This window comes from Cellulomonas sp. URHD0024 (assembly GCF_000426185.1).
Lineage (GTDB): Bacteria > Actinomycetota > Actinomycetes > Actinomycetales > Cellulomonadaceae > Cellulomonas.
Map to the genome: position 1 here is coordinate 34,837 of NZ_KE384505.1, position 21,960 is coordinate 56,796.

The 21,960-nt window shown below is 71.0% G+C and carries 21 protein-coding genes; 10 read left to right on the plus strand and 11 right to left on the minus strand.

The features are described 5' to 3' along the window. Position 1: 1 nt before the first annotated feature. Entirely contained in the window at positions 2–370 is a 369-nt protein-coding gene (locus tag I847_RS24330; protein WP_034610771.1) for a hypothetical protein, read from the minus strand. Between the two features lie 122 nt (positions 371–492). On the opposite strand from I847_RS24330, the gene I847_RS0116375 reads away from it, so the two are divergent. From I847_RS0116375 to I847_RS0116390, 4 genes are read left to right on the plus strand one after another with little or no spacing between them, the layout of a single operon-like run. Continuing rightward, a complete protein-coding gene (locus I847_RS0116375; RefSeq protein WP_028050546.1) occupies positions 493–1,452 on the plus strand; it encodes an NAD(P)-dependent alcohol dehydrogenase in 960 nt (319 codons plus the stop codon). Then, the gene (locus I847_RS0116380; RefSeq protein ID WP_231384257.1) at positions 1,449–1,904 is read left to right on the plus strand and encodes a hypothetical protein; all 456 of its coding nucleotides are present in this window, start codon (positions 1,449–1,451) and stop codon (positions 1,902–1,904) included. The genes I847_RS0116375 and I847_RS0116380 overlap by 4 nt, the downstream gene beginning before the upstream one ends. Next, positions 1,898–2,125, plus strand: a complete 228-nt coding sequence (locus tag I847_RS0116385; RefSeq protein WP_028050548.1) for a helix-turn-helix transcriptional regulator — start codon at positions 1,898–1,900, stop codon at positions 2,123–2,125. The genes I847_RS0116380 and I847_RS0116385 overlap by 7 nt, the downstream gene beginning before the upstream one ends. A gap of 1 nt (position 2,126) precedes the next feature. Then, the gene (locus I847_RS0116390) at positions 2,127–2,861 is read left to right on the plus strand and encodes a DUF4386 domain-containing protein (protein ID WP_028050549.1); all 735 of its coding nucleotides are present in this window, start codon (positions 2,127–2,129) and stop codon (positions 2,859–2,861) included. Positions 2,862–2,888: 27 nt separating this feature from the next. Here I847_RS0116390 and I847_RS0116395 read toward each other — a convergent pair whose 3' ends face one another. Beyond that, a complete protein-coding gene (locus I847_RS0116395) occupies positions 2,889–3,638 on the minus strand; it encodes a guanylate kinase (protein WP_196804599.1) in 750 nt (249 codons plus the stop codon). Between the two features lie 129 nt (positions 3,639–3,767). Further along, entirely contained in the window at positions 3,768–5,192 is a 1,425-nt protein-coding gene (gene radA / locus I847_RS0116400; protein WP_028050551.1) for a DNA repair protein RadA, read from the minus strand. A 190-nt stretch (positions 5,193–5,382) separates the two neighbouring features. Between radA and I847_RS26870 the strand changes: the two genes are divergently transcribed. After that, positions 5,383–6,297, plus strand: a complete 915-nt coding sequence (locus I847_RS26870; protein WP_155856196.1) for a hypothetical protein — start codon at positions 5,383–5,385, stop codon at positions 6,295–6,297. Positions 6,298–6,319: 22 nt separating this feature from the next. Here I847_RS26870 and I847_RS0116415 read toward each other — a convergent pair whose 3' ends face one another. After that, positions 6,320–6,685 carry a GntR family transcriptional regulator gene (locus I847_RS0116415; RefSeq protein ID WP_028050554.1) on the minus strand — a complete coding sequence of 122 codons (366 nt, stop codon included), beginning with the start codon at positions 6,683–6,685 and terminating at the stop codon, positions 6,320–6,322. Then, on the minus strand, positions 6,682–7,512 hold the full coding sequence (locus I847_RS0116420) for a hypothetical protein (RefSeq protein ID WP_028050555.1): 831 nt from the start codon (positions 7,510–7,512) through the stop codon (positions 6,682–6,684). The genes I847_RS0116415 and I847_RS0116420 overlap by 4 nt, the downstream gene beginning before the upstream one ends. Before the next feature lie 48 nt (positions 7,513–7,560). Here I847_RS0116420 and I847_RS0116425 point away from each other — a divergent pair, with 48 nt between their 5' ends. Beyond that, the gene (locus I847_RS0116425; RefSeq protein ID WP_155856197.1) at positions 7,561–8,139 is read left to right on the plus strand and encodes a hypothetical protein; all 579 of its coding nucleotides are present in this window, start codon (positions 7,561–7,563) and stop codon (positions 8,137–8,139) included. A 50-nt stretch (positions 8,140–8,189) separates the two neighbouring features. Here the strand turns inward: I847_RS0116425 and I847_RS0116430 are convergent, their stop codons facing one another. The 6 genes from I847_RS0116430 to I847_RS0116455 form a co-directional block, all read right to left on the minus strand. After that, complete coding sequence (locus I847_RS0116430) at positions 8,190–10,256, minus strand: glycosyltransferase family 39 protein (RefSeq protein ID WP_051275001.1); 2,067 nt, start codon at positions 10,254–10,256, stop codon at positions 8,190–8,192. Next, positions 10,253–11,512: a bifunctional glycosyltransferase family 2/GtrA family protein gene (locus I847_RS0116435; RefSeq protein ID WP_051275002.1), complete on the minus strand. Its 1,260-nt coding sequence runs from the start codon at positions 11,510–11,512 to the stop codon at positions 10,253–10,255. Before I847_RS0116435 ends, I847_RS0116430 begins: the two co-directional genes overlap by 4 nt. Positions 11,513–11,662: 150 nt before the next feature. Continuing rightward, positions 11,663–12,043, minus strand: a complete 381-nt coding sequence (locus I847_RS0116440) for a VOC family protein (protein ID WP_028050559.1) — start codon at positions 12,041–12,043, stop codon at positions 11,663–11,665. A gap of 64 nt (positions 12,044–12,107) precedes the next feature. Beyond that, positions 12,108–13,742, minus strand: coding sequence for a cell wall metabolism sensor histidine kinase WalK (locus I847_RS24340; protein WP_081681058.1), 1,635 nt, complete (start codon positions 13,740–13,742; stop codon positions 12,108–12,110). Further along, positions 13,742–14,479, minus strand: a complete 738-nt coding sequence (locus tag I847_RS0116450; RefSeq protein ID WP_304412692.1) for a response regulator transcription factor — start codon at positions 14,477–14,479, stop codon at positions 13,742–13,744. Before I847_RS0116450 ends, I847_RS24340 begins: the two co-directional genes overlap by 1 nt. 67 nt (positions 14,480–14,546) lie before the next feature. Further along, on the minus strand, positions 14,547–15,200 hold the full coding sequence (locus I847_RS0116455) for a TetR/AcrR family transcriptional regulator (RefSeq protein WP_028050561.1): 654 nt from the start codon (positions 15,198–15,200) through the stop codon (positions 14,547–14,549). Between the two features lie 101 nt (positions 15,201–15,301). Here I847_RS0116455 and I847_RS0116460 point away from each other — a divergent pair, with 101 nt between their 5' ends. The 4 genes from I847_RS0116460 to I847_RS0116475 all read left to right on the plus strand — a co-directional run bounded on the left by I847_RS0116460 (position 15,302) and on the right by I847_RS0116475 (position 21,959). Further along, positions 15,302–17,860 (plus strand): beta-glucosidase, encoded by a 2,559-nt coding sequence (locus tag I847_RS0116460; protein ID WP_028050562.1) that lies wholly within the window; start codon positions 15,302–15,304, stop codon positions 17,858–17,860. A gap of 120 nt (positions 17,861–17,980) precedes the next feature. Continuing rightward, on the plus strand, positions 17,981–19,666 hold the full coding sequence (locus I847_RS0116465; RefSeq protein WP_028050563.1) for an ABC transporter substrate-binding protein: 1,686 nt from the start codon (positions 17,981–17,983) through the stop codon (positions 19,664–19,666). A gap of 152 nt (positions 19,667–19,818) precedes the next feature. Then, on the plus strand, positions 19,819–20,982 hold the full coding sequence (locus tag I847_RS0116470; protein WP_028050564.1) for an ABC transporter ATP-binding protein: 1,164 nt from the start codon (positions 19,819–19,821) through the stop codon (positions 20,980–20,982). Further along, on the plus strand, positions 20,979–21,959 hold the full coding sequence (locus I847_RS0116475; RefSeq protein ID WP_028050565.1) for an ABC transporter permease: 981 nt from the start codon (positions 20,979–20,981) through the stop codon (positions 21,957–21,959). The genes I847_RS0116470 and I847_RS0116475 overlap by 4 nt, the downstream gene beginning before the upstream one ends. Position 21,960 lies beyond the last annotated feature (1 nt).

Here is a 21,960-nt window from a genome sequence, read left to right on the forward strand (position 1 = left end):
GTCAGGACATCCCGGGGTGCCACTCGAGGACGTCCGGGCGATCGAGCTCGTGGGCCCAGGTCGTCAGGTCCTCGTGGGCGAGGCGCAGGTCGTCGGTCGCCGCGAACTCGTGCGTCGCGGCCGAACCCGCACGACGTTCGACGATGTAGCCGCCCGCCTTGGCGATGGTGGCCTGGATGTAGACCTCCCCGGTCGGTTCGCCGAGCCGCTCCACGATGACGTAGTCGTCGGACGTCGACAGGTCCTCGAGGAGCATGAAGAGGGCGTCCTCGGACGGGTCGTCGTAGACGTCGTCGTCGGAGGTGCTCGCCCGCAGGACCGGGCCTCGCGCCGGCGCCGGTCCGGGCGGGCGTCGTCGGAACCAGCTCACGGACGCCGAGCCTAGGGGCGATGTGTTTTCGTCGTCGATGTCAAGAACTCTTGACATGATGTCTGGCAGGCTTTACGTTCGTCGATGTCAGGAATTCTTGACATCGAGCGCGGAGGCGCACCATGAAAGCGATCGTCCAACGCGGCTACGGGACCGACGAGGTCGTCTCGTTCGAAGACGTCGCCGTGCCTGTCGTGGGTGACCACGACGTGCTCGTCCGGGTACGGGCGGCGTCCCTGAATGCCGCCGACTGGTTCACGATGATCGGCAAGCCGTACCTGATCCGCGCGGTCTCCGGCCTGCGGACCCCGCGAGTGCCGGTGGCCGGCAAGGCGCTCTCCGGGGAGGTCGTCGCGCTCGGCGCGCAGGTGAGCGGGTTCGTCGTCGGCGACGAGATCTGGGCCGAGCCGAACGGGGGAGCGTTCGCCGAGTACGCGAGCATCCCCGCCGAGCGGGTGGCCCACAAGCCGCCGAGCTTGACGTTCGAGCAGGCCGCAGCCGTCCCGCTGGCCGGAACGACCGCACTGCAGGGCCTGCGTGATGTGGGTCGGCTGCACTCCGGGCAGTCGTTGCTCGTCAACGGCGCCTCGGGCGGGGTCGGCACCTTCGCGGTCCAGCTCGGCAAGGCGTTCGGCGCCGAGGTCACCGGCGTCTGCAGCACCCGCAACGTGGAGCTCGTCCGATCCGTCGGCGCCGACCACGTCCTCGACTACACCCGCGACGAGTTCACCGGTCGGTACGACGTCATCTTCGACCTCGTCGGCAACCACTCGCTGTCCCGCCTGCGCTCCGCCCTGACCGAGCGGGGAACACTGGTCCTGTCCGCGGGTGAGGGCAGTCGCGTCTTCGGGCCGATCGGGCGGATCATCCGTGGCGGCATCCTGTCGCTGATCACGCGGCACCGGCTGGAGCCGCTCGTCGCCAAGCACAGCGTGGCCGACCTCGACCTCCTCGCCGAATTCGTCGCCGCCGGGTCGATCACCCCGGCGATCGACCGCACCTATCCGCTGAGCGCCTGCCGCGATGCCGTCCGGCGCCTCGGCGTCGAGCACGCGCGCGGCAAGATCGTCCTGGTCCCGTGAGCGCCGCCCACGAGCCCGGTGACGGCATGACGTTCACGGAGCGCAACGTCTGGGTCTTCGCGATCGTGTCGCTCGTGGCGTTCCTGGCCTATGTCGGCGTGATCGTGTCTCGGGCGCAGGACGTGCCGATCGAGGGCGTCGACTACATCGCTCCGATGCTCTGGAGCATCGGCCTGGCGATCGTCGCGTCGATCGTCGGCACCATCGTCGTCTCGATCATCTGGCGGGACGGCGGCACGAAGGACCAGCGCGACAAGGAGATCGACCGGATCGGCGAGTACACCGGGCAGTCGTTCCTCGTGATGGGCGGCTTGGCGGGGCTGATCCTCGCCATGCTCGAGGCCGACTGGTTCTGGATCGCCAACGCGCTCTACCTCGGCTTCGTCCTCTCCGCCCTGCTCAGCTCCGCCACGAAGATCGGGCTCTATCGCCGGGGTCTGCCCACGTGGTGAAGCCGACCCGTGTCACCAACACGATCCGCGCCCTTCGGTTCGCCCACGACGAGATGACCCAGGCCGAGCTCGCGGACCGCATCGGAGTCACCCGGCAGACCGTCATCGCCATCGAGCAGGGGCGGTACTCGCCGTCGCTCGAGATGGCCTTCCAGATCGCGCGCGTCTTCGGCGTCCCGCTGGACGACGTGTTCCAGTACCCCGACTCGACCGGAGCCTGAGATGTCTCAGTCGTCGAACCTCTCGAACTCACCGAACGCCCTCGCGAATCCCCGGCTCGTCGCCCGGGTCGCCGCCGTCTTCTACCTCGTGGTCGCGATCGCTGCCGGCTGGTCGCAGATCATCGTCCGCGCCGGTCTGAGCACCGACGGCTCACCGGCGCAGACCGCCCAGAGCATCCGTGACGCCCGCGACTCCATGCGGCTCGCCTTCGCCGCCGACCTGACCGCGTTCACGTGCTTCATGGTGACGGTCGTCCTGCTGTTCGTCCTCTTCCGTCGCGTGAACCTCGATCTCGCCGTCGGCTTCCTGGTGCCGGGCATCGCGGCGGTCGTGATCCAGAGCCTGAGCATGATCCTGCACGGCGGCGCACTGCTGGTGGCCACCGGGAAGTGGCCGGGGTCCGACGAGACCGCGACCCTCCTGCTCGACATGCACACCCTGTCCAACAACATCGCGCAGATCTTCTTCGGCCTCTGGCTGCTGCCGTTGGGACTCGTGGTGATCCGCTCCGGCTACGTGCCCCGTGTCCTCGGCTACCTGCTGATGGTCGGAGGCCTGGGCTACCTGATCGACATCCTGTTGCAGTTCGCGGTGGGAGCCGACCCCGACTCGACCATCGTCTTCAGCTCGGTCGGAGGCGTTGCCGAGGTCGTGTTCCTGCTCTGGCTGCTGATCCGCGGCGTGTCGGTCGCCGCTGTGCCCGCCCGGTCCGAGCCGGTGCCCGTCGCGGCGTGATGGCCCGACCTTGACTGTCGCTCGACGTCACGGCTCGGTGATCGCGGAGATCCGGCGCTGGCCGGGGTCGTAGTAGAAGAGCATCTGCCGCGGGTCCCGCATCGCACCGTAGATCTGCGCGAGGTTCGGTGATCGCCGCAGGCGTGCCTTCTCGGCACGCAGGATGCTCCTGAGCGTGTCCAGCGTCGACTCGAGGTCGACGTTGGTCACGTGGTAGTCGTGCAGGTCGACGTAGGCCAGGTCCTGCGCCCCCATGGCGAACTTCAGCTCCAGCTTGGCGCCGTCCTCCGACCCGCGACCGGCGAGTCGGTCCCGGAGGACCTCCAGGCTGGGCGGTGCGACGAAGACCCCCACGACCTGGTCCGGGAAGGCGCGCTGCAGGTTGAGGTACAGCTGCGGGGTGTAGTCGAAGATCAGGTCCCGACCCTCCGCGACCGCGTCCAGCAGCGGCCCCAGCGGTGTGCCGCTGTAGTAGCCCTCCTGCGGGTTGACCCACTGGGCAAGCTGTCCGTCCTCCACCAGCCGGTGGAACTCACGGCGCGTGACGAACTCGAAGAACTCGTCGTCGTCCACGCCCGAGATCGGGTCGGGGCTACGGCGCGCACGCGTCGTCACGTTCTTGACGTACCCGACAGCCGGGTCGGCGTCCCGCCACCTCCGGATGAGCGAGCTCTTGCCCGTCCCCCCGGGCCCCGACAGCACCAGGAAGACTGAGCCGGGCTTGCCGACGAGCTCCGTGCTCATGTGGGCAGCGACGCTCGCGGGCGGCTCGATCATGGACCCTGCTCTCCGTGGTGGCGGTGGGCGTGCTCGGGAAGCCGCGCGGGCGCAAGGACATCGTCTCGCCCCCCGATCGCCTAGAAAACCACGACGATCCGCTCGGGTCGGTTTGCGGTGAGCGGCGTGCTACCGCCGCGGGTCGTCCGCGGCCAGGCCGGCGTTCAGCACCGCCTCGCCCAGGTCGCCCGCGGTCGTGACGGACAGGCCCGCGGGCGGTGTCGCCCCGTCCAACGCTCCTGCGGGCACGATCGCCCGCGTGAACCCGAGGCGAGCGGCTTCCGCCAGACGTCGGCTCACGCCCGAGACGGTGCGGATCTCGCCGGCCAACCCGACCTCGCCGATCGCGACCAGCCCGCGCGGCAGCGGCACGTTCTCCCGCGAGCTGACGGCGGCGAGGGCGAGCGCGAGATCCGCGGCAGGCTCGATCACGCGGGCGCCGCCGATCGTCGACACGTAGACGTCCTGGTCGGCGAGCCGCACGCCCAGGCGGCGCTGGAGCACGGCGAGCACCATGGCCAGGCGGCTGCTGTCCACGCCGCTGGTGGTCCGCCTCGGGTTGGGGACGGAGGAGAGGGCGACGAGCGACTGCACCTCGGCGACCAGCGGGCGGCGACCCTCCAGGGTCACCGTCAGGCAGGTGCCGGGGACGGGGTGCAGGGCCTGGGAGACGAACAGCCCGGACGGGTCGGTCAGGCCGACGATGCCGGACTCGGACAGGTCGAAGCAGCCGACCTCGTCGGTGGGGCCGTACCGGTTCTTGGTGGCCCGCAGCATGCGCAGCCGCGAGTGCCGGTCGCCCTCGAACTGGCAGACGACGTCCACCAGGTGCTCGAGCGTGCGCGGTCCGGCGACGGACCCGTCCTTGGTGACGTGCCCGATCAGCACCACGGGCATGTCCCGAGCCTTGGCCGCCTGGATCACCGCGGCGCTGACCTCGCGCACCTGTGACACGCCACCGGCGGTGCCGTCCACCTGCGTCGACGCGATGGTCTGCACGCTGTCGACCACCAGCAGGTCCGGGTCCTCCTTCTCGATGTGCCCGAGGACGGTGGCCAGGTCGGTCTCCGAGACGAGCAGCAGCGTGGGTGCGAGCGCGTGGATGCGACCGGCGCGCAGACGCACCTGCGCAGCCGACTCCTCGCCGGTCACGTACAGCACCCGACGGCCGGTGCGCGCCGCGCGGGCCGCCACGTCGAGCAGGAGAGTCGACTTCCCGACGCCGGGCTCGCCGGCAAGAAGCACCACGGCTCCGGGCACGAGGCCGCCGCCGAGCACCCGGTCGAGCTCGTCGACCCCCGTGGACTGTGCCCGCGCGGTCTCGACGTCGATCTGGTCGATGGGCAGCGCCGTCGACCTCGTCGGCGTCGTCGCGGTCGTTTTCGGTGCGCCGCCACCGGGACCGGTGTCCTCCAGGACGGATCCCCAGGCCTGGCACTCGCCACATCGGCCGACCCACTTGGTGGCGGACCAGCCGCACTCCGAGCAGCGGAAGGCAGGGCGGAGGGCCGCCTTGGCGGTGCTGCCGGGGCGCTTCACGCTCGTCGAGGCCACGAGCAGGACGCTAGACGGAGGGTCCGACACGATCGGCGACGGCGCGCCAGAACGGAGGGGAGCCGGCCGTGCGACGTCGTCGACGGAGGTCGCGGCGCTCCGACGCGCTGCTCCGGTCCGGTCGCCATGCGTCGGTAGGCTGCGGGGGGTCCGGCAAGGGTTCGGGCACCACGAACCAAGGGGGACCCCGATGAGCGACACCGGCCGGCCCGGAGCCGAACCTGCCCAGCCCGGCGGCGTTCCTGCATGGGGTCACACAGGCTCGACACCGCCCGCGGGAGGCTCGCCTGCCACACCGCCGCCTGCCACGCCGCCGCCGGCCACCAGCTGGCAGGCCGCGCAGCCCGCCCGGCCGACGGGCGCCGGCACCACTGCGCCCGCGTCGGCCCAGCCGACTGCTGCGACGCCCGTGGCGGTCCCGCCGACGGTCGCAACCCCGGCGTCGGTCCCGCCCGGCGGCACCCCGCCCACGACAGAGCAGAAGAGCCGGCCGGCCTGGCTCATCCCGGCGATCATCGGCGTGGCCGTCCTCGTGGTCGCCGCCGTGATCATCGGCATCGTCGTCCTCGGCGGGGACGACGAAGGGCAGGCTCCGGCGCCTGCCGTTGCGTCGACGATCGTGGCGCCCTCGCCGACGCCGACCGTCGACCCCGTCGCCCGCAAGGCCAGCACGGCGTTCGCGAAGGCGCTGCCCGCCTCGGTGCTGCAGTACGCGCTCGCGACGTCCGCGGACAACGCGACGTGGACCGCGGCGGGTGCGATCGAGGCCTACACGGAGACGTACACCGACGGCGCCGCGGGCACCGTGACCGTGAACGCCGGCCAGTGGGAGACCCCGGGCGAGGCGACCGCGTTCGCCGCGACCCTCGTCGACGCGCTGCCGTCCTCCTCGGCGCCGAAACCGACCGCGACCGCCCAGCCCGGAGCGGCGACGCTTCCCCAGTCCGGTGACGTCACGGCGGCCGGCGCGACGGTCGGTACCTACACGATCGTCGATTCGGGCAAAGGCACCGGCACGGCGGTCTGGACCAACGGCAGCTCGGTCTTCCAGGTGACCGCGCCCCTGGCCGACATCGTCAACTTCTACTCGGCGTACCCGCTCTGACCGACCCGCCGGCGCTCGCGGTCTAGAGGCGCCGCGTCGCCTCGTCGAGCGCGCGGTGGGCGGCGGTTGCGTCGAGCCCCAGCTGCTTCGCGACGAGAGCGAGCGTGTCCGCCGCGGCCGCGAGGTCCGCAGGGGCGGACGTCGACCGTGCGGCGTCCAGCACGATCGTGCCGTGCCGGCCTGCGGTCTCGACCAGACCGTCGCGTGCGAGGGCGTCGTAGACCTTGTTGACCGTGCCGCGCGCGAGACCGAGATCGGTGGCGAGGTGTCGGATCGGCGGCAGCTTGGTGCCCGCGCGCAGCTGCCCGGACGCGATCAGCCGCTCGATCTGGGCGCGCAGCTGCTCGAAGACCGGGATGGGTGAGCGGTGGTCGAGGGAGACGATCACGTCGCCGGGGCCACCCACGAGCGCCGCGGCCGGGGCGCACCGCGGTGCAGCAGGACGACCGCGCCGACGAGGCCGCCGAGCACGAGGACCGTCTGCGTCCACGACGCCAGGGCGCCGTCGACCTCGCCGATCCCGGAGACCACCCACGCCGCGACGAGCACCGCGAACGCCAGCTGGAGCCACGCGACGGACCGGCTCGCGAACGCACGGATGCGCGTGTCGACGACGCGGGCGCGGTCGGACAGGACCGGGCGGCGCCGTCCGGCGATCGCGCGCTGCGTGGCCTCGGCGACGAGTGCGACGGGGACGCCGAGGATCGCGACCCACAGCGAGGTGAGGCCGCGTCCGGACACCGCGACGAGGCCGCCCACGACGACGCCGGCGATCGTGAGCACGCGCGCGACGCGCGTGAGCCGCGGGTGCGCTGCTGCCGGACGAGCCGTGAGCGACGCGCTGACCGTGTCGGTGAGCGGCTCGCTGAGCCGGAAGGTCTCGGCCGACAGGGCGCCGATGATGATGCCGGCCGTCGTGCACAGGAGCAGGTCGGCCAACGGGTGGCCGCCGCCGATGGTGATGCTGCCGTACCAGGTGAGGCCGACGACCGTGGCGAAGGCGGCCCCGAACAGCCCGCCCACCAGGCGGTGCAGACGGTGACGCTGGAGGTAGCGGGTGTAGACCTCGGCCTCCTGGTGACCCGGCGTGGGCGTCCCGGCGATCCATTCGACGTCGCGCGGGCGCACGTGCACCAGGTAGACGCGGAGGAGCACGACGACGACCAGCACCAGCGCGAGCACCACCGCGAACATGATCGCGAACGGACTGGACATCTGAGCAACCGCCTCCCGTTTGACCTATTGGCATAGTACGTTGGGCCAATGGCTGAAGCAACCAGTACCGATCCGACCCTGGCAGCGCTCGTCCCGCGCCGATCGGTGGTGCGCAATCTCGTGCTCACGCTCGTGGGCGTCGCCGTCCTCGTGCTGGCGGCGGTCTCGACCTCGTTCCTTCGCCCGACCGTCTCGTCGAACGCGGGCGGGACGACGTCGCTCGCATCCGTCGACCAGCACATCACCGTCAGCCGCGTGACGAGCGCGGGAAGACCGTGGCTGACGATGGAGCAGGTCCACGACGTACCCGGCGCCAGGGTGCTGGGCGCCTGGTACGCCAGGTCCGACCTCCTGTCGGCGGCCGGCCCCGCCTCGCCGGACCAGGACGGTCTCGCGTACCTGCACGCCACGGTTCCCGACCTCGACACCCATGCGCTCCCGCAGCGAACCGACCACGGGGAGGTCGGGTCGCTCGTCGTGCTCTGGGACGTCGACTGCGCGGTGCTCGACGAGGACGACGCGTCGGTCGAGCTCCGTCTGCGGTCGGCGCTCGGGACGACGAGCTGGCAGACCTTCGGCCCCGACAGCGTCCCCGCGATGACCCTGGCGGGCGCCTGCCAGCCCTGAGCAGGACGATGGCGCTCACGGCGGGGGCCGCGAGCGCCATCGTGCCTGGGTCAGCTACCGGTGCTGGGTGCGGTCAGGTCGTAGATCGTCGTGCCATCGACGGTCTGCGCGGTGAAGTTCGCCGCGACCCAGGCGCTGATGTCCGACGACGCGCTCGACCCGCCGTTCTGCGCACCGAGCCCGCCGCCGGCGATGAACCAGTGGATGTCGCCCGCACTGACGTAGTCCTGGAACTGCGCCAGAGTCGGGGACGGGTCGGAGCCGTTGAACCCGCCGACCGGCATGACCGACTCCTGCGTGGCCAGCTGGTAGCTCGCCGCGTTCTGCGAGCCGATCGCCGCTGCGACCCATCGGTACCGGTCGGAGTCCTCGAGCAGGAGGGCCTCGACCTGCGTGCTCACGGTCGCGCCGCCCAGCAGGCCGCCCGCGCCGCCGCCCCGGAAGCCACCGGTCGGCGCCTGGCCCGTCTGGCCCGTCGGGCGCCCGAATGCCGGCCCTCCGGCCTGCGCGCCCGGCGGGGGCCCACCGAACCCGCCCTGCGGGCCGCCACCGTGCGGTCCACCACCCTGCGGCCCACCGCGGCCGCCGGGCCCCGCCATCCCGCCGCCGGCGACGGCCGGTCCGGCGCTGACGATCGACCCGGTCTTCGCGGAGGTGACGGTGTCGAGCGTGTAGGCCGCCGGCCCGGCCAGCCCTGCCACCAGAGCGAGGGCCGCGCCGGTGCGCAGCATGCGCCGTCCCGACCAGTGCCCGGCGACCAGCAGCGCCGCGGCCGTGAACCCGGCGCCGAGGATCACGAGCCGCAGCCAGGGGAGCCAGTCCGCCGACCGACCGAGCAGGGTGAACGACCACACGGCGGTCAGCACCGTCACACCGGCGAGCGTGCCCAGAGCCCACAGCGAGGCTCGTCGGACCCACAGCGCCCACGACCCGATGCCGACGAGCGCCGCGACGGCCGGGGCCAGCGCGACCGTGTAGTAGGCGTGGAAGATGCCGGCCATGAAGGAGAACGTCAGGCCGGTGACCAGCAGCCACGCACCCCAGACGACGATCTCGGCGCGCTGGGTGGAGGTCCGCGGCGCGCGACGGTAGAGCCAGAACGCGACCGCGCCGAGGACGAGGGCCGCGGGGACCAGCCAGGCGATCTGACCGCCGATGTCCGAGGCGAACAGCCGCCCGAGACCGGTCGACCCCCACATCGAGGTGCCGCCCCCCGGGCCGCCGCCGCCCACCGACCCGGTCTCGTCACCGGTGAGGCGTCCGAGCCCGTTGTAGCCGAACGTCAGCTCGAGGAACGAGTTGGTCTGCGACCCGCCGATGTACGGGCGCATGCTCGCGGGCACCAGCTCGACGACGGCGACCCACCAGCCGGCGGCGACGACCATCGCGCCGACAGCCAGGAGCCCGTCGCGGACCCGTCGCCCGAGCGAGACGGGTGCGGCCCACAGGAAGGCGGCCGCGAGCCCCGGCAGGACGAGGAACGCCTGCAGCTGTTTGGTGAGGAACGCGAAACCGACGAGCGCGCCGGCCAGCAGCATCCACCGCGTCGTGCGCGGGCCGCCGACCGCCTTCATGGTCGCCCAGACGGAGAGCGTGAGGAGCAGGACCAGGAGGGCGTCCGGGTTGTTGAACCGGAACATCAGTGCGGCCACGGGTGTGATCGCGAGGGTCGCACCGGCCAGCAGAGCAGCTCCGGCCGAGAACCGTCGCCGGACGCCGGCGTACAGCACGCCGACCGTGGCGACGCCCATCAGCGCCTGCGGCACCAGGATCGACCAGGACGACAGCCCGAACAGCCGCACGGACAGCGCCATGACCCACAGCGAGGCGGGCGGCTTGTCGACGGTGATCGACGCCGCCGCGTCCGACGCCCCGTACAGGAAGGCCTTCCAGGACTCCGAGCCAGCCTGCACCGCCGCGGAGTAGAACGCGTTGCCCCAGCCGGACGCGGACAGGTCCCACAGGTAGAGGAGCCCGGTGGCGAGCAGGAGTGCCGCGAGCGCCGGGCGCTCCCAACGGGCGCGCGCCGAGGCGACGGCGGGCGGGGCGATCTCGTCGGGACGGTCGGGGCTGTCCGGACGGTCCGGGATCGCGAGCGAGGCGGTGGTGACGGTCATCGGACGGTCCCTTCGATCGGGGTGGCGGAGTGTGCGCGCCGGAACACCCAGCCGCGCAGGAGGACGAACCGCAGGACGGTCGCGCCGAGGTTCGCGACGACCAGCACGGCCAGCTCGACCGTGCGTGGCGCACCGGGGGCGGCGACGTGCAGGAGGGCGAGCGAGCCCGCGGTGAGCACCCAGGCGAGCCCGAAGACCAGCAGCCCCTGGCCCTGCTGGAGCGCGGCCCGGTCGCGACCTCGGATGCCGAACGTGACGCGCCGGTTCGCGGCCGTGTTGGCCACGGCGGTCAGCAGCAGCGCGACGACGTTCGCCGCCTGGGCACCGACCGGACCGGCGAGCACCAGGTACAGCAGGGCGTAGGCCACGGTGCTCGCGAGGCCTACCAGCGCGAACCGGACGACCTGCCGGAGCAGGAGGTTGGTCGGCCGGCTCGACGTGCGGCCGTCGCCGACGAGGGGCAGGTGTGCCCGCACCTCGTCGAGGGGGATGCGGCCGGCGGTCAGGTCGCGGGCGAGCCGGGCCACCCCGCGCAGGTCCGCGAGGGCGGTCGCGACGATGTCGACGCGGGAGTCGGGGTCGTCCACCCAGTCGACGGGCACCTCGTGGATGCGCAGCCCGGCCCGCTCGGCGAGCACGAGGAGCTCGGTGTCGAAGAACCAGCCGGTGTCCGCGACGAGCGGCAGCAGCTGCCGGGCGGCGTCGGCGCGGATCGCCTTGAACCCGCACTGGGCGTCGGAGAACCGGGCGTGCAGGGCTCCTCGCAGCACCAGGTTGTACCCGCGGGAGATCACCTCCCTCCTGGGCCCGCGCACCACTCGCGCCGTCCGGCTCAGCCGCGTCCCGATGGCCAGGTGCGAGTGTCCTGACACGAGCGGCGCGACGAGCGGCAGCAGCGCGCTGAGGTCCGTCGAGAGGTCCACGTCCATGTAGGCGAGGACGTCGGCGTCGGAACCCGACCACGCCGTGTGCAGCGCCCGCCCGCGACCCTTGGCGTCGAGGTGGACCAGGGTCACGCCGTCGAGCTCGTCGGCAAGCCGCCGTGCGATGGCTGCCGTGCCGTCCGTGGAGGCGTTGTCCGCGATGGTCAGCCGGGCGGCGTAGGGGAACTGGGTGTCGAGGAACCGCCGTGCGGCTCGGACGGCCCGCTCGAGACCGGCCTCCTCGTTGTAGACGGGGATGACCAGGTCGAGCACGGTCCCGGTCCGGACGCCGTCGGCCGCAGCGGGCTCGCGGGCTGTCGTCGTGATGTCCATGCCCCGACGATCCGGCGGGACCCTATCCGAGCACTGTGCCGACCCTGTGCCCACCCCATGAGCCGTGGCGGCCTCGCCCCCGCGTCGAGCTTGTGGATACGCACGTCATCGGACCGGATGACGTGCGTAAGCACCGGTTCGGCGACGGGGTCAGTCGGCGGCGATGATCGACAGGATGTTGCCGCCCGGGTCGGTGAACCAGGCGATCAGCGGGCCGCCGCCGCGGAACACGAAGTCGTCGTCGGTCTCGACCGGTGTCCCCGTGTACCTCTCGAACTCCACGCCCCGGCCGCGCAGCTCCGCGACGGTACCGGCGACGTCCTGCACCGGGAAGTTCAGCACCGTGTAGGTCGCGGGCGTGTGGGCCGGCCCCTTGGGGTAGATGACCACGCGCTTGTCGCCGGCGAGGTGCAGCGTGAGGATGCCGTTCGCCTCGGAGACGTCGAGCCCGAGCTTCTCGGAGTAGAACGCCTGCGCTGCCGGGATGTCGTCGGTCGAGAACCCGCTGAACGCGTCGCTGAGATCCGCCATGGAAGCCTCCGTCGTCGAGACCACCACTGTGCCGCGCCCGCAGCTGACCGGCCACCTCGCGGCGTCAGACGCGGGCCGGAGTCCTGGTGCGGGCCGAACCCGTCGTTCGCGGCGGCGGAGGTGGGTCTGCAGCCGGGAGCGTGACCGTGAACGTGGTTCCGGTGGTGGGCACCGCGCCTTCGCGACGAGCGCCCGAGGGCATCGACGAGCCGCGGTCGACGGCCCGCGTGCCCGCTCCGACCGCGATGGTGCCGCCGTGGGCGGTGACGACCGCATGGACGATGGCCAGTCCCAGGCCGGTCGACCCCGTGTTCCGGTTGCGCGACGCGTCGCCGCGGGTGAACCGCTGGAACAGGCTGTCGCGCAGGGCGGGCGGGATCCCCGGGCCGTCGTCGGCGACCTCCAGGATCACGCAGGACGCGTCCCGCCGGAGCCGCACGGTCACCTCGGTGCCGGCGGGGGTGTGCAGCCGGGCGTTCGAGAGCAGGTTGGCCAGCACCTGGCGGAGCCGGTCGGTGTCCCCGGCGACGAGCACGTCGTCGGGCGTCGCGTCCTCGACGAGGTCCAGGGACCAGGTGTGGTCCGGACCGGCCGCATGCGCGTCGGTCAGCGCGTCGATCGAGAGCAGGGCCAGGTCGACGGGGTCCGTGGCCAGCGGCCGGCCGGCGTCGAGACGCGCGAGCAGCAGCATGTCCTCCAGGAGCCCGGTCATCCGCACGGACTCGGACTCGACGCGCGACATGGCCTGCAGGGCGCCCGCGGGCAGCTCCTCGGGGGAGCGGCGCACCAGCTCGGCGTACCCGCGGATCGAGGCCAGCGGCGTGCGGAGCTCGTGCGAGGCGTCGGCGACGAACTGCCGCACCTGCGACTCGGACTCGTGTCGGGCGGCGAGGGCCTGCTCGACGTGGCCGAGCAGCTGGTTCAGCGCGGCACCCACCTGGCCGACCTCGGTCGCGGGATCGGTGTCCGCGACCGGCACCCGGTCCGCGAGCACGACCTCGCCGCGGTCCAGCGGCAGCCGCGCGACGCGGTTGGCGGTCGTCACGACCCGGTCCAGCGGTCGCAGCTCGCGACGGACCAGCACCATCCCGGTGGCCGCGGCCACCATGAGCGCGAACGCCGCGACGACACCCTCGACCGCGACGTACTCGGTGACGATGCTCGTCACCGGCGCGAGCGGCATCGCCGTCGCCGAGACCGCGCCGTTCGGCTGGATGGTCGAGACGGCCCGGTAGTCGTCCATCCCGGTCAGCTCGACGGTGGTCGGCACGCCGTTGTCGGGGACCGCGAGCAGCTCGGCGATCTGCTCGTCGGTGAGCCGCACGAAGCCCCCGGCGGCGATGCGGGAGCCGGCGTTGCGGGCGTCGAGGCTGGCGGGATCCGTGCCCCGGGGCAGGTAGACGTTCACGGTCCCCGTGTCCTGGTAGGCGGGGGTCGTGCCGTTCTCGCCCGACGCGATCGGACCGGGCGGCGTGCGGTCGTCGTCGCCCCCGAGCGGGCTGCCCGGGGGCTGCAGGTGCACGTTCGCGCGGCCGTGGGCCATCAGGAGCTTCTCGTCCAGCTGGCCCACCAGGGAGCTGCGCAGGGCGAGCGTGGTGACCGTGCCCATGACGGCTGCGACCACGGCGACGAGCGCGACGACGGTGACCACCAGTCGCCGACGCAACGTCCACCGCGGTCGCGACCCGAGCACGGGCATCAGACGGACGGCTTCAGCACATATCCCACGCCGCGCAGCGTGTGCAGCATCGGGGTGCGACCCTTGTCGATCTTGCGTCGCAGGTAGGACACGTACAGCTCGACGATGTTCGCCTGGCCGCCGAAGTCGTACTGCCAGACGCGGTCGAGGATCTGCGCCTTGGACAGCACCCGCTTCGGGTTGCGCATGAAGTAGCGCAGCAGCTCGAACTCGGTGGCGGTCAGGCGGACGTCCTCGCCACCGCGCGAGACCTCGTGGCTGTCCTCGTCCATCGTCAGGTCGCCGACCACGAGCACGGCCTCCTCGCGCGACGCCACAGACCCCGTCCGGCGCAGCAGGGCACGCAGCCGCGCGACGACCTCCTCGAGGCTGAACGGCTTGGTGACGTAGTCGTCGCCGCCCGCCGTGAGGCCGACGATGCGGTCCTCGACCGCGTCCTTCGCCGTCAGGAAGAGGACGGGCACGTTGGGGTGCGTGGCGCGCACCCGCCGCAGCACGTCGATTCCGGACAGATCGGGCAGCATCACGTCCAGGACGATGACGTCAGGGTCGAGCGTCTTCGCGGCCTTGACCGCGGCGTGGCCCGTCAGGGCGTGGTCCACCTGCCAGCCCTCGTAGCGCAGGGCGGTGGACAACAGCTCGGCAAGAGTCGGCTCGTCGTCGACGACGAGCGCTCGAACGGGTGAACCGTCGGCTCGTGTCAACACGTCCGGGCGGCGGCTGATCGTGGTCGTCATGCTCCGACGATCGGACCGTCACCTGAGGTGCGCCTGGGGCGTGCCTGTGAACAGTCTGAGAAATCCGTCAGCCCAGGGGGTGCGGCCGAACGTTCCCGGCGAGGGCCGCGGCAAGGATCGCCTCGATCGCGAACTGGGTCGCGACGGGCAGGTCGACCTTCTCGTCGTCGAGGAGCCACTGGATCTGCAGACCGTCCATCACGCCGATGATCGAGCTGGCCGCGCAGTCGGCCAGCTCCTCGGTGACGGCGCCCTCTCCGACGGCCAGGAGAGCGGTCTTGATCTCGTCGCGCAGGACCCGGAAACGGTCCGTCACCCAGGCCCTCGCGGGGTGGTTCTCGGTGACAGACTCGCCGGTCAGGACGGTATAGCCCTGCACGATGCCCCGTCGGTCGACGTTCATCCGCGCGGTGCGCAGCAGGTGGTAGAACAGCTCGATGCCGCCGGGGATGTGCTGACCCTCGAGGTCGCGGACGTCCTCCTTGTCGCGGTACTCGAGCACCTCGACGAGCAGCTGTTCCTTGGACCCGAAGTGGTGCAGGACGCCGGCGTGCGTGATGCCGACCTGCTCCGCGACGTCGGTCAGCGAGCCGCTCATGTAGCCCTTGGACCCGAAGGTGTTCGCGGCGGCGCGGAGGATCTCGGCCCTGCGCTCGGCGGTCGCCTGGCGGGGCTGGCGCGGCCTGCGGGTGCCTGCTGTCGGGGGAACGTCGTCGTCCATGACCGAAACCATACTGTGATCTTTGTACTTACTGACAAGTCAGTAAGTTGTGCTTTGATGCTCGGCAGTAGACATCGTCGTCCCGATCGGAGATTGCCGCAGTGTCACTCGACACGGCCACCCAGCCGCCTACGGCTGAACGGCCCACCACCGGAGATGCCGCGCTGAGCGACCTGCTCTCGCGCCTCTCGCTCGAGGAGAAGGTACGCCTCGTCGTCGGTGCCGGCCTGTGGTCCACCACGGCAGTTCCGCACATCGGCCTTCGCGCCATGCACGTCTCGGACGGCCCCGCCGGTGTTCGCGGGATCTCGGACAGCGCCGACGAGACGTCCGCCTCCTTCCCAGCTCCCAGCGCGCTCGCCGCGACGTGGGACGTGGACCTGGCCGACGAGGTCGGTGCGGTGTTCGCCGCCGAGGCCCGCCGGCACGGCGTCGACGTGGTGCTCGCCCCGCAGGTCAACCTGCAGCGCACCCCGGTCGGCGGCCGGCACTTCGAGTGCTACTCCGAGGACCCGCTGCTCACCGGCGCGATCGCGGTGCACGTCGTGAAGTCCGCTCAGGACCGCGGCGTGGGCATGTGCATCAAGCACTTCGTCGCCAACGACTCCGAGACGGAGCGCACCAGCTACCTGGCCCGCGTCGACGAGCGCACGCTGCGCGAGGTCTACCTGGCCCCGTTCGAGCAGCTCGTGCTGGACGCGCAGGCCTGGTCCGTCATGGGCGCCTACTCGGGCGTCGACGACGGCGTCACCGCCGCCCCCGTGCTGGAGCACCGACCGCTGCTCACCGGCGTCCTCAAGGACGAGTGGGGCTTCGACGGTGTCGTGGTCAGCGACTGGGTGGCCACCAAGTCCGTGGTCGGCGCCGCCGAGGGCGGACTCGACCTGCAGATGCCCGGACCGGACGGCCCCTGGGGCGACGGCCTGCTGGACGCGGTCCGCTCCGGCGACGTGAGCGAGTCCCTCCTGGACGACAAGGTCCTGCGGCTCCTGCGCATGGCGCAGCGGGTCGGCGCGCTCGACAGCCTCGAGCCTTCCGGCCACCTGCGCGACGAGGTCGGTGACGTCGACGTCCGTGAGGTGCTCCGTCGCCTCGTCTCGCACTCGATGGTCGTGCTCCGCGACGACGAGCACGCGCTCCCGGTCGCACCCGAGGGCGTCTCCCGTATCGCACTTCTGGGCCCGAACGCGGTCCATCCCTTCCAGCAAGGGGGCGGCTCCGGCTTTGTCAGGCCGGACCGCTCGTCCACCCCTCAGGACGCGTTGGCGGCGGCTTTCAGCCGCGCCGATGTCGCGGTCGAGGTCGACATGCACGCCGGTGCGGTCTCCCGCCTGCTGCCCCCTGCGCTGGATCTTGCCGGTCGTTGCACCACCCCGGAGGGCCGCGTCGGCGCCCAGGGTGAGCTGCTCGACGCGGACGGTGCCGTGCTCGCCACGGCGGACGTGACCGAGTGGAACGGCTGGCTGCGGGAGGTGCCCGGACCCGCTGCCGCGCTCCGCATCCGCACCACCGTCAGGCTCGACGAGCCCGGCCGGCACGAGGTCGGTGTCGGCACCGTGGGCAAGCACGTCATCACGATCGCCGGGCAGGTCCTCTCGACCAGCGACGTCGTCGTCGGCGCCGAGGTCATCCTCGACTCGAGCGTGAACCAGCCGGTTCCGGTCACGCTCGTGATCGACGTGACCGAGCCGACCACGGTCGAGGTCGACGCACTGGTGCAGGCCGTCCACCCCGTGGGCTACGGGAGCTTCGCGCGGGCCGAGCTGGTGCACCGCACCCCGGGCACCTCGCCGGACGAGCTGCTGGCCGTCGCTGTCGAGGCCGCCGCCGCCGCTGACCTGGCGATCGTCGTCATCGGGACGAACGAGGAGATCGAGTCCGAGGGCTACGACCGCACGAGCCTGGCTCTGCCCGGCACGCAGAACGCGCTCGTCAAGGCCACGCTCGCCGCGAACCCGAACACCATCGTCGTGGTGAACGCCGGCGCGCCCGTGATCCTGCCCTGGCTCGACGAGGTCCCCTGCGTCATCTGGGCGTGGCTCGGCGGCCAGGAATGGCCCGAGGCGCTCGCAGACGTGCTCACCGGCGTCACCGAGCCGTCGGGACGCCTGCCGTGGACGCTGCCCGCGCACGAGACCGATGTTCCCGTGCCGAATGCTCAACCGGTCGACGGGGCCGTCGATTACTTCGAGGGTGTGCACGTCGGCTACCGCTCCTGGCTCTCCCTCGGTCGCACGCCCGCAGCACAGTTCGGTCACGGTCTCGGCTGGACCACGTGGGAGTACGAAACCGTGACGCATACTTTCGACGGCAAGGGGGGGATCGTGCTGGACGTTGTCGTCCACAACACAGGAACCCGCGCCGGTCGCGAGGTCGTCCAGGCTTACGTCGAGCCGCCCGAGAACTCGCCTGCTGGCGAGCGTCCGGTGCGGTGGCTCGGCGGATTCAGTGTCGTGCACGCCGCTCCCGGCGCGCACGAACGAGTCCAGGTTCGGGTGGACGCTCGTGCGTTCCGTACCTGGGACACGGCACAGCCCGGTTGGGTCACCCCGGCCGGTACCTACCCGATCCGCGTCGGTCGTTCGTCAGGCGACCTACGCATCGCGGTGGACGTGGACCTCGCGGGGTCCTCGCCCACCGGGCCAGACCCACACCTGTAGTACTTGCTTCTCCCGCACCACCGCACGACGGACGATCCGCAGTCGTTCGGCACGACCCCCTGCCAGTCCGTTCCACAGCACGACACCCGTATGTACCCCAGCAGTGCAAGGAGGCACTCCGTGAGAACACGTAAGCTCGCAACAATGATGGCCGGCATGGCCACGATCGCCCTGCTCGCCACCGCCTGCAGCTCGGGCGACGACAGCGGCGACAAGTCCAGCTCGACCACCGGTCCGGCCGCGTCCAACGCTGTCCTGACCATCGGCATGCCGAACAACACGCAGACGAACAACCAGAACCCGTTCGCCACCGGCGCGTCGATCACGTCGCTCGGCTACGCGACGGTCATCTACGAACCCCTCATGCTGCCCAACGAGGCTCAGCCCTCCGCGGCGCCGGAGCCGTGGCTCGCCGACTCGATCACCTGGAACGACGACTTCACGTCGGCCGTCGTCAAGATCCACCCGGGTATCAAGTGGTCGGACGGCGAGGCCTTCACGGCCGACGACGTCGCCTTCTCGCTGAACCTGCGCAAGACGAACGACGCCATCAACTCTGAGGGTCTGCCGTACGCCGACGTCACGAAGACGGACGACTCGACGGTCACGGTCACCTTCAAGAGCGGCCAGTTCGTCAACCAGGCGAAGTTCGCCAAGATCATCATGGTGCCGGAGCACATCTGGTCCAAGATCGCGGACCCGACGAAGGACCCCAACCTCAAGCCCGTCGGCACCGGCCCGTACACGCTGACGTCCTGGACGCCGCAGGCGGCCACCCTGGACATCAACAAGGACTACTGGGGCACCAAGCCGCAGGTCCACCAGCTGCGCTACTCGTCGTACGCGAACAACACGGCGCTCACCACGGCCCTCACCACCGGTGAGGTCCAGTGGGGCTGGACCTTCATCGCTGACTACGAGAAGGTCTACATCGCCAAGGACCCGACGAACTACCACCAGTGGGCGGCCGCCGGCCTCGGCATCGACGCGCTGTTCATGAACCAGACCAAGAAGCCGTTCAACAACCTGGCGTTCCGTCAGGCGCTGAACACGGCGCTGGACCGTGAGAACATCACCAAGATCGCGACGTCGGGCGTCAACCCGGTTCTCGAGAACGTCACCGGTCTGCCGCTCCCCGCGGGCAAGGACTTCGTGTCCCCTGCCTACGAGGGCAAGAACTACGCGTCCAGCGTGGACGACGCCAAGGCCATCCTCACGGCCGCCGGCTACACCTGGAACGGCGACGCGCTCATCGACCCCGATGGTGAGCCCGTCAAGTTCGCGATCACGGACCCGACCGGTTGGAACGACTACAACACGGCTCAGGACCTCCTCGTCGCCACGGCCAAGGAGCTCGGCGCGGACGCGTCGGCCCTGAAGCCGCCGTCGGACAACTGGTTCCAGGATGTCCCGCTGGGCAACTTCGACGCGGCCTACCACTGGACCGACAGTGGCGCCACGCCGTACGACACCTACGCGGACATCTTCGACCCGTCCTACAACGTGGCGATCGGCGAGACGGCCAACTGGAACTTCGGGCGCTACTCGAACGACGCCGTTGCGGCCGACTTCAAGACGTACGCCAGCAGCGCCGACGCCAGTGCGCGTGACGCGGCGCTCGCGAACATCCAGAAGACCTTCGTCGAGGACGTCCCCGGTATCGCGCTCTGGTCGCGTCCGCAGACGGCGCAGTACTCGTCGAAGAACTACGTCGGCTGGCCTGACGCGGACAACCCGTACGCCGCGCCGCAGCCGACGCGGTTCGGTGCCGAGAAGGTCATCCTGTCGCTCAAGCCCGCGAGCTGAACCGACTGATGATCGAGCGGGTTGTCGTCCCGGTTCGTACGCGATGATGGCCTGACGACATGACGACCGCGGGTGCGGTGGGGGTGTCCCTCCACCGCACCCGCGGCCCGCAACCCCCCGTACCACGACGAACGTCCTCCCCAGGTGAGCTGATGACTGCCCCCACGCACGACCGCGGCGACGGCGCCGTGGCATCCGCTGAGACGCCGGTACTCCAGGCCGTCAGGATGCGAAAGCACTTCCCCGTCCGCGGGTTCCGGTCCAAGAAGGTCGTGCACGCCGTCGACGACGTCGACCTCGAGCTCTACCGCGGTCGCGTGGTTGCCCTCGTCGGCGAGTCCGGCTCCGGGAAGTCCACGATCGCGCGGCTGCTCGCACAGCTCATGCACGTGACGGACGGGCAGATCCTGCTGCACGGCGAGGACGCCACGACGAAGAGTCGTGCCGGGTTCCGGCGCTACGTGTCGAAGGTCCAGATGATCTTCCAGGACCCGTTCGCCTCGCTGAACCCCGTGCACACGGTGCGCTACACCCTCACCCGTAGCGTGAAGATCCACCGCGGCCGACTGCGCGGCGACGAGCTGGAGAAGGCGCTCGACGAGCTCCTCGACCGCGTCAACCTGCGCCCCACGGCCCGGTACATCGACAAGTTTCCGCACGAGCTCTCGGGCGGTCAGCGCCAGCGGGTCGCCATCGCGCGTGCCCTGGCTGCGAACCCCGAGGTGCTCCTTGCCGACGAGCCGATCTCGATGCTCGACGTGTCGATCCGCCTCGGCATCCTGAACCTGCTTCGCGACCTGCGCGACCGGCTGCAGATCGCGATCCTCTACATCACGCACGACATCGCGTCAGCCCGCTACTTCGCCGACCGCACGATGGTGATGTACGCCGGCCGCGTCGTCGAGAGCGGCGACAGCGAGTCCGTGACGCAGGACCCGAAGCACCCCTACACCCAGCTGCTCGTGCGGTCGGCCCCCGACCCCGACGACCTGGACGCGCGTGCCCGTGGCGCCCGCGGCGAGGCCCCCAGCCTCGTGACGCCGCCGGATGGCTGCCGCTTCAACCCGCGTTGCCCGTTCGCGACCGAGATGTGCCGCGTCGAGCTGCCCCCGCTGTTCGACGTCGGTGTCGGTCGCAAGGCTGCGTGCTGGGGCTACTCGGAGCGTCCGGGGCGCCCGAGGCTCGGGTCCGTGCTCGACGCCTACGGACAGCGTCCGCCCATCGATGTGAACGTCGTCGTCCGCGCCGACGCCGATCTCGCCGCCGCGGCCGACGCCGCAGCGACCGGCACGCCTGGTCAGGAGGACCTGCGATGAGATTCTTCGTTCGCCGCATCGTCTTCTACGCCGTCACGTTCTGGGCGGCAGTGACGCTGAACTTCTTCATCCCGCGCATGCTGCCGGGCGACCCGGTCAGCGCGCTCATGGCGCGCTTCCAGGGGCAGATCGACTCGCACGCCAAGCACGCGCTGGAGGTCCTCCTCGGCCTGGACAAGCAGACCTCGCTCTGGCAGCAGTACGTCGACTACTGGCAGCTGCTCCTGCACGGCGACCTGGGTCGTTCGTTCACCTACTTCCCGACGCCCGTTGCGCAGATCGTGTCGCAGGCACTCCCGTGGACCATCGGCCTCGTGGGCTTCGCGACGATCATCGCGTTCTCGCTCGGCACGATCATCGGCCGGTCGATCGGCTGGAAGCGTGGCACCTGGGCCGACTCGGCGCTGCCCATCTCGGCCTTCTTCTCGGCGGTCCCGTACTTCTGGCTGGCCCTGATCTGCATCTCGTTCTTCGCGGTCCGGCTCGGCTGGTTCCCGACGAACGGGAGCTACGACCGGTCGATGGTCCCCAACTGGTCATGGGAGTTCATCGGGTCCGTCATCTACTACGGCTTCCTCCCTGCGGCGACGATCGTCATCGCCTCGATCTCCGGGTGGATCCTCGGTATGCGCAACATGATGGTCACGGTGTCCTCCGAGGACTACGTGACGGTCGCGCAGGCCAAGGGCCTCAAGGAGCGGAAGGTGAAGACGCAGTACGCCTCGCGGAACGCGATCCTCCCGCAGGTGTCCAGCTTCGCGCTCTCGCTCGGCTTCGTCGTCGGTGGCACCCTGATCATGGAGTCGGTGTTCTCCTACCAGGGCATCGGCGCGACGCTCTTCACCGCGGTGTCGTCGCACGACTACCCGCTCATGCAGGGGTGCTTCCTGGTCATCACCCTCGCCGTCCTCGTCATGAACATCATCGCCGACTTCGTCTACGCCGCGCTCGACCCGCGGACCCGGCAGGAGGGCTGAC

What these genes read in the sequence shown, in the direction of transcription:
- I847_RS0116375 (WP_028050546.1), top strand. Translation starts at nt 493, where the DNA reads ATGAAAGCGATCGTCCAACGCGGCTACGGGACCGACGAGGTCGTCTCG.
- I847_RS0116390 (WP_028050549.1), top strand. Translation starts at nt 2,127, where the DNA reads ATGTCTCAGTCGTCGAACCTCTCGAACTCACCGAACGCCCTCGCGAAT.
- I847_RS0116395 (WP_196804599.1), bottom strand. Translation starts at nt 3,638, where the DNA reads ATGATCGAGCCGCCCGCGAGCGTCGCTGCCCACATGAGCACGGAGCTC.
- I847_RS26870 (WP_155856196.1), top strand. Translation starts at nt 5,383, where the DNA reads ATGAGCGACACCGGCCGGCCCGGAGCCGAACCTGCCCAGCCCGGCGGC.
- I847_RS0116420 (WP_028050555.1), bottom strand. Translation starts at nt 7,512, where the DNA reads ATGTCCAGTCCGTTCGCGATCATGTTCGCGGTGGTGCTCGCGCTGGTG.
- I847_RS0116425 (WP_155856197.1), top strand. Translation starts at nt 7,561, where the DNA reads ATGGCTGAAGCAACCAGTACCGATCCGACCCTGGCAGCGCTCGTCCCG.
- I847_RS0116430 (WP_051275001.1), bottom strand. Translation starts at nt 10,256, where the DNA reads ATGACCGTCACCACCGCCTCGCTCGCGATCCCGGACCGTCCGGACAGC.
- I847_RS0116435 (WP_051275002.1), bottom strand. Translation starts at nt 11,512, where the DNA reads ATGGACATCACGACGACAGCCCGCGAGCCCGCTGCGGCCGACGGCGTC.
- I847_RS0116440 (WP_028050559.1), bottom strand. Translation starts at nt 12,043, where the DNA reads ATGGCGGATCTCAGCGACGCGTTCAGCGGGTTCTCGACCGACGACATC.
- I847_RS24340 (WP_081681058.1), bottom strand. Translation starts at nt 13,742, where the DNA reads ATGCCCGTGCTCGGGTCGCGACCGCGGTGGACGTTGCGTCGGCGACTG.
- I847_RS0116450 (WP_304412692.1), bottom strand. Translation starts at nt 14,479, where the DNA reads ATGACGACCACGATCAGCCGCCGCCCGGACGTGTTGACACGAGCCGAC.
- I847_RS0116455 (WP_028050561.1), bottom strand. Translation starts at nt 15,200, where the DNA reads ATGGACGACGACGTTCCCCCGACAGCAGGCACCCGCAGGCCGCGCCAG.
- I847_RS0116470 (WP_028050564.1), top strand. Translation starts at nt 19,819, where the DNA reads ATGACTGCCCCCACGCACGACCGCGGCGACGGCGCCGTGGCATCCGCT.
- I847_RS0116475 (WP_028050565.1), top strand. Translation starts at nt 20,979, where the DNA reads ATGAGATTCTTCGTTCGCCGCATCGTCTTCTACGCCGTCACGTTCTGG.